This window comes from Chryseobacterium sp. PMSZPI (genome assembly GCF_002835665.1).
Taxonomy (GTDB): Bacteria; Bacteroidota; Bacteroidia; order Flavobacteriales; family Weeksellaceae; genus Chryseobacterium.
The window spans coordinates 36264-48959 of the sequence record NZ_PIZV01000044.1 but is presented as its reverse complement, the minus strand read 5'-3'; the positions used below and the strand labels follow the sequence as shown (position 1 = coordinate 48959).

Sequence of the window (12696 nt, the reverse complement as noted above, 5' to 3'; positions counted from 1 at the left end):
CTATATTTGTAAAGTAAATTGTATCTTTTAACAGCATTTTGATACTGCTGTTCCTGTTCAGGGATTTTATGTAATGGAAAAAACAAAAATTTATTTTCAAGAAAAATACACATCTTCTCATCATATTGAGGATGTACTTCTGTTCCTTTAAATATAATTTCGGTACTATCCCCTATTTCTTTTTTAGAAATAATCCTTTTTTTCAGTTCTTTGGCATCAAGTCCAAGCAGGTCAAGTGCCGATTCCGCCTTATTATTTAGTTTTTTATGATCGGCACTCAGCATTCTTAGTGTATCAATACTGTAATAGGTGGATTCTGTTGAATAGTTTTCTTTATTATTTGGGTCATAATATAATGTATCTATTTGTTCAATCACCGGGTAAGGTTTGGGATATAAAATATTTTCAGGATTAAACAGTTTCTCCGAACTGTAAGAAGTGTAGTTATATAAAAAAGGTTGTAAGACATTCAGCAAAGTCTTGTCTTTATTAAGATTTTTTTCGGGCAGTTCTGTTCTTAGTTTTGCATTGAATCCAAAGCTATAACTGATGAAAAAGGTCAGAGACAAAAAGGAAACTAACAGAAGTATAATACCAATTTTTAAAATTTTTAACGGTTCATCTCTTTTTTGGGAATGATTTCTAAGGAGAAAAATAACAAAGAAAAACAAAAAGAGACCGGATACGAAAAAGTGGGAAATGGAAACATCATCGTAAAATTTGAATCTATAAAATTCTGTATACATATTAATTTTCTGAAGACCTATAAACTTTACATATCCGTAAATAAAGTAAGCCAAATGTATAATGGCTAATATAGCAAAAGATTTAATCAGGAATAGTTTTAATTTTCTGTCCATACTACGATCTTAAAAAAACAATGTTTTAAGATAAGCATTTTTTTAAATTGGATAGGAATAAAACGATGGTTGTACCTCAATAAGTGTGAAATTATAAATACTAGAAACCGTTCATTCAATACTAACTTCCAGCTTCCAACTACAACTTTCATCACTTAAATTTATTTTTTCAATATTCGTCAATACCACATTTTACATCTATCTCGTTATGAATGATATCACTCATAAAATTTTATCATTTTTTAACTCTAAAAACAGGTTTCGGGGATAAATAATATTAGTTTTTGATGTTAAAATTATGTATTTTTGAGAAATTATTTTAATAGAGATGAGTAACATTGATGATAAGAAAAAAGCACTTGCACTAGTGCTTGACAAGCTAGATAAAACATACGGAAAGGGAACAGTAATGACTTTAGGTGATGAATCTATAGACAATACAGTAGAAGTAATTCCTTCCGGTTCTTTAGGATTAGATATCGCATTAGGTATAGGAGGATATCCAAAAGGAAGAATCATTGAAATATATGGTCCTGAATCTTCAGGTAAAACAACGTTAACGCTTCATGCAATTGCTGAGGCTCAAAAAGCAGGTGGTATTGCTGCATTTATTGATGCAGAGCACGCTTTCGACAGAACTTATGCTGCAAAATTAGGAATCGATTTAGAAAACCTTATCATTTCTCAACCGGATAATGGTGAGCAGGCATTAGAAATTGCCGATAATCTGATTCGTTCAGGAGCTATTGATATTGTAGTGATTGACTCTGTAGCAGCTCTTACTCCAAAAGCAGAGATTGAAGGTGAAATGGGAGATTCAAAAATGGGTCTTCATGCAAGATTGATGTCTCAGGCATTAAGAAAATTAACGGCTACTATTTCAAGAACGAAATGTACCGTAATTTTCATCAACCAGTTAAGAGAAAAAATTGGTGTAATGTTCGGTAACCCTGAAACTACTACCGGAGGTAATGCTCTTAAATTCTATGCTTCTGTAAGAATTGATATCAGAAAAGCAAGTGCACCAATCAAGCAGGGTGACGAAGCCATCGGAAGCCGTGTGAAAGTGAAGATTGTGAAAAATAAAGTAGCCCCTCCTTTTAAACAAGCTGAATTCGATATCATGTATGGTGAAGGTGTTTCTAAAGTAGGAGAAATTCTTGATACAGCGGTTGATATGGGAATCGTAAAGAAGAGCGGTTCTTGGTTCAGCTATGAAGAGACTAAACTTGGTCAGGGACGTGATGCAGTAAAAGATGTTCTAAGAGATAATCCTGATCTTGCTGAGGAGTTGGAAAACAAAATCAAAGAAGAATTGAAAAATAAATAATTTTTCAAAAAAATAATGGAAAGGCAGTCTTCGGATTGCCTTTTTGCTTTTATAGATCTGCGGTTTTTTCAGTACAAGGATTATCGGATCAGTCCCAAAAGTTATGGACTAAGCAAAAAGTTTGGTTAATCTAAAGAGGAAAAATGTTCTATCTTTCACGCCTTTAAGCTTTATATTGAAATTTAATTTCAACGCAAAGACAAGATTCAATTCATTATTGATAAGAGAGCTAAGAAAGCAACAAAAGTCGCTGATGAAGCGATGTAGATATGCGTACGCTTAGAAAGAATCAATACAATTGATTCAGCTCTTTGCTTCCTAAAATACAACACCGGATAATAGAAATCCTTTGCGTGAAATTTAAAAATTAAACGGATCTAAATATTCTAAGCTCCACAACTTTTGCTCTTGTTCCGGATTATCTTTATACAGTAAGATTTCAAGGTTAATTAACAGGTCGCTCCTACGGAGCTCCCCCCTTCAACAATATATTAAATTCTATGAACATATTGCGGAGCTGTTAAACAGCATTCATAGAAAAGAAATTTACTAAAAAATGAGCGAGACTGCCCTTTTGGAGCAGTCTCGTTTTACTTTCATATGTTTTATATTATCCAGCGATTTTACCCTGCAACTGTAAAGCTCCGGTAAGTTTCATTCCTTTTGTTAAGGTTTCAAATCTCATATTTTCTTTATTTACAAAAGCATCAACTGTAAAGAAGTCTTCCATTTCTTCATTCGTGATCAGTTTCAATTTTAGCATATATCCTTTAATGCTTCCATCTTCAAGCAATTCTGTTTCTTTAAAATCAACAAGAGTTGCTATAAAATCAAAACATGCATAATTAGGAAGATCCTGACTTGGTGCATATGTTGTAAAGTCCTCACTCATTTGAGTTCCATCGGGTAAAGTGGTGTTCGTATGAACATCAAGGATGAAAACAATTCCACTAACATTCACTTTCAAATGAGGCTGTGTCAAATATATGTTTCTGTTTTCTGCATAATCGGTTGCAAAAAACCAAACCCCGAAAGTATTTCTAGCCGGTCCGGCCACAATTGCATGCAAATTCAATGCATTTTCCCATTCTCTGACAGACCTTGTTTCAAAATCTAATGTGTAATTGGTTTTTACTTCCGGAATGATTGTGCTGAGCTCTTCTGTAAAAATGGTTTTAAATCTTACCTCTTCAAAATCTGTTTTATTTTTACCTTCTCCTGCCGGATCAGGAACCGCAGCCTGCATCAGTAGATTCGTCAGATAGTTAGCATGATCTTTAGTCTGAAAATTTTCATGACCAAAAACGCCACTCCATGCATTAACAAGATTATGTACATTGGATTTTCTAATGATAATTCCGGCTTCATTAGTTGCTTCAGGAGCTTTGATTGCTTCTGTATTTGGGAAATAATCTTTACCATCAACCAATTGAGTATTCATAATTTCATTATTTTCTTCATGAGAAAATTCTACAAAACCTTTGTAGGTAATATTTTCATTTCCGTTTTCAAAAATATAAGGTAATCCTATCTTTCCTTTATCATCTCCCTTAAAATGATAAGAAAGTGAAATCGCCTTGAATTCCTCTTCTTTTGTTGCCGGGTTGTGATTACCATTATCATTGAATTGAGAGTGGTACAAAATTACATAAGATTTTATTTTACCATCCTGAAGTTCATTCTCAAACTTCTCTTCCATCTGCCCTACCGCTTGTTGTGGAGAAAGTGCATACGCATCCTCAGTCACCATATAGGCAAATCCTTCTACTTCTCCGTTTTCTTTTTCAAAGGCCGCCAAAGGTGTATAATCTCCTCTTAACTGAAGTGCAATAGAATATACGATATAGTCTTTATAAGTTTTGATTTTTTCAAACTGCTCATTTACTTTTTTCTCTTCAGCAGTCGGTAAAGAAACTTCCGGAATTGTATCTATAACTTCTTCTGTTATTTCTTCTATTTCGAGTTCTTCTACCTCTACATTTGGTTTTTCATATTCTTGAACCGGGATACTACTATTCTCCTGTCCGCTACTTTTTTTCTTAAAAAAATCAAAGATTCCCATTTTGTTATTATAATTGGCGGTAAATATAATAAAAGCGATGAATAGGCTCATCATAAAAAAAATGCCATTGTGTCAGTCTATCCTTCATGGTATTTTTCAAGAAATTTTAAAATAAAAATCGGCAGAGTGTAAGCTCTGCCGATTTTTATTAATCAGGTTTATCATCTGTTAACTCAAATCCCCAATCTTTTCCTTTTTGGGTTGCCGGAATCCCTTTTGTCATCCAGACCGGAGCTTTAGCACCTTTAAGATAATAATCAAAAAACTGCTGTTCACGAATCTGGATATCCTTTCTGTTTTGGCGTTTTATAAGGTTATGATCGTCACCGTTATAATTCAGAAGCCATACGGGTTTTCCGAGACGTCGTAATGCGGTAAACATTTCAATTCCCTGATACCAAGGCACTGCACCATCTTGATCGTTACTCATAATGACCACCGGAGTTTTTACTTGATCAATTGTAAAGAGTGGTGAGTTTTTAATATAAAGATCCGGAGCTTCCCATAGATTTTTCCCTAATCTACTTTGCGATTTTTCATATTGAAACTGTCTGTTCATTCCTGATCCCCAACGGATCCCTCCGTATGCAGAAGTCATATTTACAACAGGCGCACCGGTCCAGGCAGCTGCATACATATTGGTATGAGCAATAAGATAAGCTACCTGGTAACCACCCCAGCTTTGTCCCTGAATTCCTATTTTAGTACCATCTACCCAAGAATTCTGTTTTAACTTTTCAACTCCGGAATTGATGTATTCCATTGCAGATTCTCCCGGAAAACCATCTATGTACGAAATATCAGGTGTGAAAACCAGATATCCGTTGCTTACAAAATAAGAAATATTTAATCTTGAAGGTGTTGGAGACGGTGCTACGTAACGATTTAGATTATCTGAAAGTTTTTCATAGAAATAGACAATCATAGGATATTTTTTGTTCGGATTAAAATCTTCCGGTTTGAATAAAACTCCTGTAGATCTATTTCCTTTTGAGGTTGTCCAGTTCACCAATTCATTAGTTCCCCAATTATAAAGACTTTGTTGTGGATTGGTATTACTCAACTTTTGTTGCTCGGAGAAATTGGAGGTTGCAAAAATATTCGGAGAATCAATATATGATTCTTTTACTACGATATATTCTTCTGCATTTTTAGCTTTTTGCAAACTGCGATATCCCCATACATCTTCCATTTGAATTTTTACAGGATCGGTATTCGACTGAATAGATGTTTTAAAAACTCCGTTCGCCTTGGAAGTATTATCAAATGCTGACAAATAAATGGTGGACTTTCGATTTAAGCTTTTAATATCTTTATCTAAATCGTAGGTATCAAATGTTATTTTATTTTTACGTCCAAATCCATGGGTGATATTCCTTGGCTTTTTTGAACCATTCAGGAAAAATTCCCAAAGATCAAAACGGTCTCTGATAATCACTGATTCATCATTATCTGTCCAGGAAGCTATACCATAAGAACTCGGAAAATCCGGCATATCAAACTCTTCATCAACGAAAGAAACCGGTAGTCCTGTACTGAGTGGAAGGGTTTGCTTTGTCTTTACGTTATAACTCAACCATTTTCCTTTTTCTCTGTCAAAAATCACTACAAACTTCCCAAGAGGAGATACAGCCACTGAGCCATCTAAATTTTTAATTACCTCTGTTCTGTCTCCTGTCTTATTATCGATAAGAAAATACGTTTTCTTTGTGGAACCTTCCCATTGTGAAGAAATACGGTTATTCAAACTTGTAACTCCAAGAGCAAATTCAGCATTTCCTTCGTTTATTACTCTTAAAGTATCCAAATCCTCACCATCAATATTTCTAAAGAAACTCGGTTTTTCCGTCTGCATTACTGCGGCATAAGATTTTTTCAAATCATTTTTCAATTCCTTGAGCTGCACAGTTTGCAGATAATCATCTCTATAATTCCAAATATCTACCACTGCATGATCATTGGCAATCATCGCCGTATCTTTTGCAACAGGTCTTGGTGCCACTCCGAAATATAACTGCTTACCATTTTTACTGAACAGTGGCAAGCGATTTTCAGAAACTACCCAGTCTTTTTTCATTTGGGCATTCTCATTCGTTATCAGCTCTTTTTTATTTCCTTTAAAATTAAAATAATACAAATTGTACAATTTCACCAGATCATTCTGTGCAGAAGAAGTTCCCACATAGGCTAATTGATTTCCTTCTTCGTCAAAAGACAACTGTGAAAAATCTCCCTCCATTTCAGAAATTTTATTAACAGTTCCTTTTTGCAGATCAACTACCTGCACTGTTTGAAATGCATATTTCTTTGGCTTTGACTTGTCGTTATCTTTTTTATCGGCCAATTTTTCATCTGTTGAATCCTTTCCTTCTTTTTTTTCTTTATTGGCTTTTTCTTCCGGTTTTTTAGTTACAAAAACGAGCTGCTTTCCATTCTTACTGAACTCATAGCGAATTACATTATCATATGTTGTACTTTTTCCATCCAAAAGATTTCGCACTACCAATTGTAATGGTTTTACATTTTTGTCACCTTCTTTGTCATCTCCATCTTCTTTGTCAGAAGCCTCATCCGAAGATTTATCTTTTGTATTTTCAAGAAGATATGCAACGTAAGAACCTGTTTTTTCAGGAATTTTAAATGTTTTTACATCAGGAATTTTCTCCGTTTGGCCACTCAAAACATCAACGATGGCAAGGCTGTCTTTTGTTAATTTATTTTTTTTAAGTTTTTTATCTTTTACCGCTTTGATATCTTTATACAAAGGACGGATCTGAAAAACAGCAAACCTGGAATCATTGGTGAAATCCGGTTTTGTCCCTCTTTCAAATTTCTTTGAGGTTTTGTTTTTAACGGAATACAAAAAAAGATTAGAATTTCCTTCCTGAGGATCTACAGAATAGGCGATCCATTTTCCGTCATTTGAGATTTTTCTCGAGCCAATATTTTGCCAACTGTCATACACAGAATGGTCCAATGGCTTTTTCTGTCCATACAGGCAACAGGCCATCATGAACAGAATAAAAACAGTACATTTCATCTTCATTTTTAAAAATTTTAAGGATTAAAAGTATGATATTTCTTTGACAAATCCACATCATTCCGGGTTTCCGTCTATTGAAAAAATGTCATTCTGTCACTTTCTTTTCCATGGTATTTTTTTTGAGAAAGATTTGAGAAATAAAAATCTAAAATATTATGACTAAAGGAAATATTAATGTATCTGTGGAAAACATTTTCCCGCTTATTAAAAAATTTCTTTACAGTGACCACGAAATATTCTTAAGAGAGCTTATTTCCAATGCCACTGATGCTACTTTAAAATTAAAACATTTAACAAGTATCGGCGAGGCAAAAGTTGAATATGGAAATCCGAAACTCGAAGTTAAAATCGATAAAGATCAAAAAACATTACATATCATCGATCAGGGTATCGGTATGACCGGTGAAGAAGTTGAAAAATATATCAACCAGGTCGCTTTTTCCGGTGCTGAAGAATTTTTGGAAAAATATAAAGATTCGGCAAAGGATTCAGGAATTATCGGACACTTTGGTCTTGGATTCTACTCTGCATTTATGGTTGCTGAAAAAGTGGAGATTCTCACAAAATCTTATAAAGATGAACCGGCTGTAAGATGGATCTGTGATGGAAGTCCAGAATTTACTTTAGAAGAAACAACCGATAAAACGGATAGAGGAACGGAAATTATTCTTCATATCACAGAAGATTCTGTAGAGTTTTTAGAAGAAGGAAAAATTCGTGAATTACTTTTAAAATATAACAAATTCATGCCTGTTCCAATCAAGTTTGGAACAAAAACACATACATTACCATTACCGGAAGGATCTCCGGAAGATGCCGTTGCTGAAACGGAAGAAGTGGATAATATTATCAACAATCCTACTCCGGCATGGACCATCGCGCCAAGTGACCTTACGAATGAGGATTATATGAAGTTCTATCACGAGTTGTACCCAATGCAGTTTGAGGAGCCTTTATTCCATATTCACCTGAATGTTGATTATCCGTTCAATCTTACCGGAGTTTTATTCTTTCCAAAATTAAGCAACAACTTAAATATTGATAAGGATAAAATCCAACTCTATCAAAACCAGGTATTCGTAACTGATGAAGTAAAAGGTATTGTTCCTGATTTCCTAATGCTTCTTAGAGGGGTAATTGATTCTCCGGATATTCCGTTGAATGTTTCCCGTTCTTACCTTCAGGCAGACGGTGCTGTAAAGAAAATCTCTTCATATATCACTAAAAAGGTTGCCGACAAAATGTCTTCTCTCATCAACGAGAATCGTGAAGATTATGAGAAAAAATGGAATGACATCAAGGTTGTTATCGAGTATGGTATTGTTACAGAAGAAAAATTTGCTGAAAAAGCAGATAAATTCACATTATATCCTACCACAGATGGAAAATATTTCCTTTGGGACGAGTTAACAGAAAAAATAAAGCCTTTACAAACTGATAAAGACAATAAACTGGTTATTCTGTATGCTACTAATGCTGATGAGCAACACAGTTACATTCAATCAGCAAAAGATAAAGGATATGAAGTTCTTCTATTAGACTCTCCTATCACACCGCATGTTATTCAGAAATTGGAAACATCAAAGGAAAATATTTCATTTGTAAGAGTAGATGCTGATCACATCAATAACCTGATCAAAAAAGATGAGCCGGTTATTTCAAAGTTAAATGAGTCTGAAAAAGAATCTTTGAAAAAGAATGTAGAAGAGGCTATTCAGGATTCTAAGTTTACGGTACAACTTGAAGATTTAGATAGCAGTGATGCACCGTTCACGATTACTCAGCCTGAGTTTATGAGAAGAATGAAAGACATGCAGGCAACAGGCGGAGGTGGTATGTTTGGAATGGGAGGCTTCCCGGAAATGTACAACCTTGTTGTCAACTCCAACAGTGAACTTTCTAATCAGATTTTAAAAACAGAAAATGCTGAAGAGAAAGAAAACCTTATTAAATATGCATTAGATCTGGCCAAACTTTCTCAAAACTTACTGAAAGGAAAAGATCTTACTGACTTCATCCAGAGAAGTTATAAGCAACTTGAAAAATAAATTTCTGAAGACTGTTTCCAATGAAGCAGTCTTTTTTTGTGTCTAAAAAAACTGTCTAATCTAGGAGAGATAATTTTTTAACCACAAAAGTAACAAAAGATTTTAAACACTTAAGTTTTATGAAGTAAATATTATTTTATTGAGAAGAGCTCTTAAGTTTTTGAAAATCTTCGATTTTCTTCTGATGTGAACTTTTATAGAGTATAATTTTTAATATACTTAAGTGAACTAAAGTGTTTAATCATAAAGCTTTTGTGACTTTTGTGGTTAGCGCTAATTCAATAGTTAAGCTTCAACAACATATTTTTTCTGTTTTTTATTGTATACATTGCGGTTTTTTTCCATTTTTGTATAAAATGTCGGATATGCAAAAAGAAAAGTTACGTGTTATTAGAAAGCTAAAAGGCTATACGCAACAGCAGGTAGCTGATTACATCGCTACAGATGTATCTAACTATAGTAGAAAAGAAAGTGGCGATGTAAAAATTATACGAGACGAATGGGACAAAATTGCTCGTTTGTTAGAAGTACCAGTTGAAGATATTTATGAAGATGATGATGCAACAATTGTTGTTAATAATGATCATCCTGTATATAATGACAGTTCAGGAACTTCTGCAGGTTCCATTAACAATCTGAATAATTATAATAATATCCCTGGTTCTATCATTGAGAACCTTCAAGGGTATATTGCATTATTAAAAGAAGAAAACGAAAGACTTAAAGAGGAGCTTAAAAATACTCCGAAAGATTAGAATACAATACGGTTTATCACTGTAAAAAATCTGTGTCACTCATATTTATATGGAGTGACATTTTTTTAAGTTACAATTCATCTAACGGGTTCCAGAAAAGTTTTTTAAAATTCTTTATTCTCAGGTTTTCCACAATAATACCTTCCGCCTCTAATTTAGGTTGAAATTCAGGAACCGATAATACTCCTGAACTTGAAATCACCCGATGGGCAGGAACATTTTTTGGACATCCTCCCATTGCTTTTCCTACATGACGGGAATGATTCGGATACCCTACAGCTTTTGCAATTGCTCCATATGTTGATACTCTTCCTTTAGGAATCAGCCTTGTCACTTCATATACCTGTTGTTTGAAAATTTCATCCATACTTTCAATATTTCGTTAAAAAATAAAGATATGAAAAAATAATTTTTCTGATTGCTCAACGCAATGAATAAAAAAATTCTTTTAAAGCCTAGTGATTCTATACTTTACTTTTATTAATTCTTTAGATTGATTTTATTTTCCCACGGATAAAACAGATTTGCACAGATCGTCATTAAGCTAAAATTTATTGGCTCGCACATTTAGTCGATAATGCAGATTATCGTAAGGATCTGCTCAATCTGCAGAATCTGCGAGAAAATTTAATAAAAACCAAGAATCAAAAATGTTTAAATAAAAAAACGCTCCAAAATTAATTTGAAGCGCTGATATTTTTAATCTCTTGAGAGAAATTTATTCTTAAGAATTTTCCAAGATATAAGAGAACATCAATGGTGCACAGATTGTCGCATCACTTTCAACGATAAACTTCGGTGTAGTAATATCCAATTTACCCCAAGTAATTTTCTCATTTGGAACTGCCCCTGAATAAGAACCGTAAGATGTTGTAGAATCAGAAATCTGGCAGAAATAAGACCAGAAAGGAATATCATGCATTTCCATATCCTGATACAGCATTGGAACTACACAGATAGGGAAATCTCCTGCAATACCTCCTCCAATTTGGAAGAATCCTACTCCTTTACCTCCTGAATTTTTAGTATACCAATCTGCAAGGTAAGTCATGTACTCGATACCTGATTTCATTGTAGAAGGCTTAAGTTCTCCTTTGATACAGTAAGAAGCGAAAATGTTACCCATTGTAGAATCTTCCCATCCCGGAACTACGATTGGCAGGTTTGCTTCTGCAGCTGCAATCATCCAAGAATTTTCTCTGGGAATTTCATAATATTGCTCCAATACTCCTGAAAGGATCATTTTGTACATATATTCGTGTGGAAAATATCTTTCTCCTTTTGCTTCAGCATCTTTCCAGATTTCAACGATATGTTTTTGTAATCTTCTGAATGCTTCTTCTTCAGGAATACAAGTATCTGTAACTCTGTTCAATCCTCTTTCCAACAGATCCCATTCTTCTTGCGGAGTAAGGTCTCTGTAATGTGGAACTCTTTCATAGTGAGAGTGAGCCACAAGGTTCATCAGGTCTTCTTCAAGGTTAGCACCAGTACAAGAAATAAAGTCTACTTTACCCTGACGGATCATTTCTGCAAGAATTTTACCTAACTCAGCAGTAGACATTGCTCCTGCTAAAGTGATCATCATTTTCCCACCATCTTTAAGGTGTGCTACATATCCTTTTGAAGCATCTACCAACGCTGCCGCATTGAAATGCAGGTAATATTTCTCTATAAATTCAGAAATTGGTTTGTTCATTTTTTTAATTTTTGCAAAGATAAAACTTAAAAATGGAATGCAACTAATGCACTTGAAGAAAGTCTTACAGAGGGGTTATTTTTTATCATTTGTTAAATAAGATGAAACAAAATGATAAGATTTTATACCCTGGTATATTCATGAGCGAATTAAAGGTTCTTAGCAGATTCCCCTCTATTTTTTACTGCTTCGCTCTGATCAGCAGGATATCAAAAAAGCGCAGTCCCAAGTGGGCTACGCTACAATTTATTCAACTTTAAAATACTCAATAACAATTTATCCTTCCCAGGCTTCTACTTTTAAAATTTCAATTTTTCTTTCCCCATCTTTAAAAGGCCAATTGATAGTATCTCCTACTTTATATCCTACTACGGCAAGCGCAATATTGGAAAGTATGGAGTGTTTATTTTTCTTAAGTTTCTCTTTGGCTGATGGTACAAAAATATATTCGTGTTCAAAATCCAATGTATGATCTTTTAAAGTCACTTTTCTATCCACTGTTACTACATCAGCAGGCAAATCTCTTCTTAGAACCTGTTTAGCTTTTCTCAATTCTTCTGTAAGTCTTTTTTCTTCTTCAATACTTACTTTTTTTCTTCTTAGGGTATCTTTAATAGCATCGTAAATCCCGGTCGTTACAATAATATGATCTGACATTTTTTTGATTTTTAAAAAATTAGAATGCGAATATTTTCCGATGATCCAATGTAGAAGCAGGTGTACAACAGCCTTCTTCTCTAGAAAACCGCAAAAATGATAAATAGAAATCCGGAATATTCCCCTGTCTTGGATCCTGACAGGGCCTAATTAATAAAGTCCTTAGAACTTTTCAGAAAAGAATCTGTGTGTAAATAAAGTAAAGACAGCAACAACCCTGTTCCTCTGCGCTGTGCCGATAA

Annotated in this window: 9 protein-coding genes; 3 read left to right on the top strand and 6 right to left on the bottom strand. The window is 34.1% G+C overall.

All coding sequences use genetic code 11. The features are described 5' to 3' along the window. A partial coding sequence (locus CW752_RS09115; RefSeq protein ID WP_101239411.1) for a hypothetical protein occupies window positions 1-860 on the bottom strand: 860 nt, incomplete at its 3' end. 328 nt (window positions 861-1188) lie between these two features. Between CW752_RS09115 and recA the strand changes: the two genes are divergently transcribed. Beyond that, window positions 1189-2190 (top strand): recombinase RecA, encoded by a 1002-nt coding sequence (gene recA / locus CW752_RS09110; protein ID WP_066697225.1) that lies wholly within the window; start codon window positions 1189-1191, stop codon window positions 2188-2190. 610 nt (window positions 2191-2800) lie between these two features. On the opposite strand, the gene CW752_RS09105 is transcribed toward recA, so the two are convergent. Together CW752_RS09105 and CW752_RS09100 are read right to left on the bottom strand one after the other, a co-directional pair. Beyond that, window positions 2801-4306, bottom strand: a complete 1506-nt coding sequence (locus CW752_RS09105; protein ID WP_133121679.1) for a hypothetical protein — start codon at window positions 4304-4306, stop codon at window positions 2801-2803. A gap of 94 nt (window positions 4307-4400) precedes the next feature. Beyond that, window positions 4401-7298, bottom strand: a complete 2898-nt coding sequence (locus CW752_RS09100; protein WP_101239409.1) for an alpha/beta hydrolase family protein — start codon at window positions 7296-7298, stop codon at window positions 4401-4403. A 152-nt stretch (window positions 7299-7450) separates the two neighbouring features. Between CW752_RS09100 and htpG the strand changes: the two genes are divergently transcribed. Continuing rightward, a complete protein-coding gene (gene htpG, locus CW752_RS09095; RefSeq protein WP_101239408.1) occupies window positions 7451-9343 on the top strand; it encodes a molecular chaperone HtpG in 1893 nt (630 codons plus the stop codon). 356 nt (window positions 9344-9699) lie between these two features. After that, window positions 9700-10098, top strand: a complete 399-nt coding sequence (locus tag CW752_RS09090) for a helix-turn-helix transcriptional regulator (protein ID WP_317044728.1) — start codon at window positions 9700-9702, stop codon at window positions 10096-10098. A gap of 70 nt (window positions 10099-10168) precedes the next feature. Here CW752_RS09090 and CW752_RS09085 read toward each other — a convergent pair whose 3' ends face one another. From CW752_RS09085 to CW752_RS09075, 3 genes are all read right to left on the bottom strand, one after another. Then, window positions 10169-10465, bottom strand: a complete 297-nt coding sequence (locus CW752_RS09085; protein ID WP_101239407.1) for an MGMT family protein — start codon at window positions 10463-10465, stop codon at window positions 10169-10171. Between the two features lie 357 nt (window positions 10466-10822). Continuing rightward, window positions 10823-11797: a deoxyhypusine synthase family protein gene (locus tag CW752_RS09080; RefSeq protein WP_050022155.1), complete on the bottom strand. Its 975-nt coding sequence runs from the start codon at window positions 11795-11797 to the stop codon at window positions 10823-10825. A gap of 276 nt (window positions 11798-12073) precedes the next feature. After that, window positions 12074-12454, bottom strand: coding sequence for a GreA/GreB family elongation factor (locus tag CW752_RS09075; protein ID WP_101239406.1), 381 nt, complete (start codon window positions 12452-12454; stop codon window positions 12074-12076). Window positions 12455-12696: the final 242 nt, after the last annotated feature.

What these genes read in the sequence shown, in the direction of transcription:
- recA (WP_066697225.1), top strand. Translation starts at nt 1,189, where the DNA reads ATGAGTAACATTGATGATAAGAAAAAAGCACTTGCACTAGTGCTTGAC.
- CW752_RS09105 (WP_133121679.1), bottom strand. Translation starts at nt 4,306, where the DNA reads ATGATGAGCCTATTCATCGCTTTTATTATATTTACCGCCAATTATAAT.
- CW752_RS09085 (WP_101239407.1), bottom strand. Translation starts at nt 10,465, where the DNA reads ATGGATGAAATTTTCAAACAACAGGTATATGAAGTGACAAGGCTGATT.
- CW752_RS09080 (WP_050022155.1), bottom strand. Translation starts at nt 11,797, where the DNA reads ATGAACAAACCAATTTCTGAATTTATAGAGAAATATTACCTGCATTTC.
- CW752_RS09075 (WP_101239406.1), bottom strand. Translation starts at nt 12,454, where the DNA reads ATGTCAGATCATATTATTGTAACGACCGGGATTTACGATGCTATTAAA.
- htpG (WP_101239408.1), top strand. Translation starts at nt 7,451, where the DNA reads ATGACTAAAGGAAATATTAATGTATCTGTGGAAAACATTTTCCCGCTT.
- CW752_RS09100 (WP_101239409.1), bottom strand. Translation starts at nt 7,298, where the DNA reads ATGAAGATGAAATGTACTGTTTTTATTCTGTTCATGATGGCCTGTTGC.
- CW752_RS09090 (WP_317044728.1), top strand. Translation starts at nt 9,700, where the DNA reads ATGTCGGATATGCAAAAAGAAAAGTTACGTGTTATTAGAAAGCTAAAA.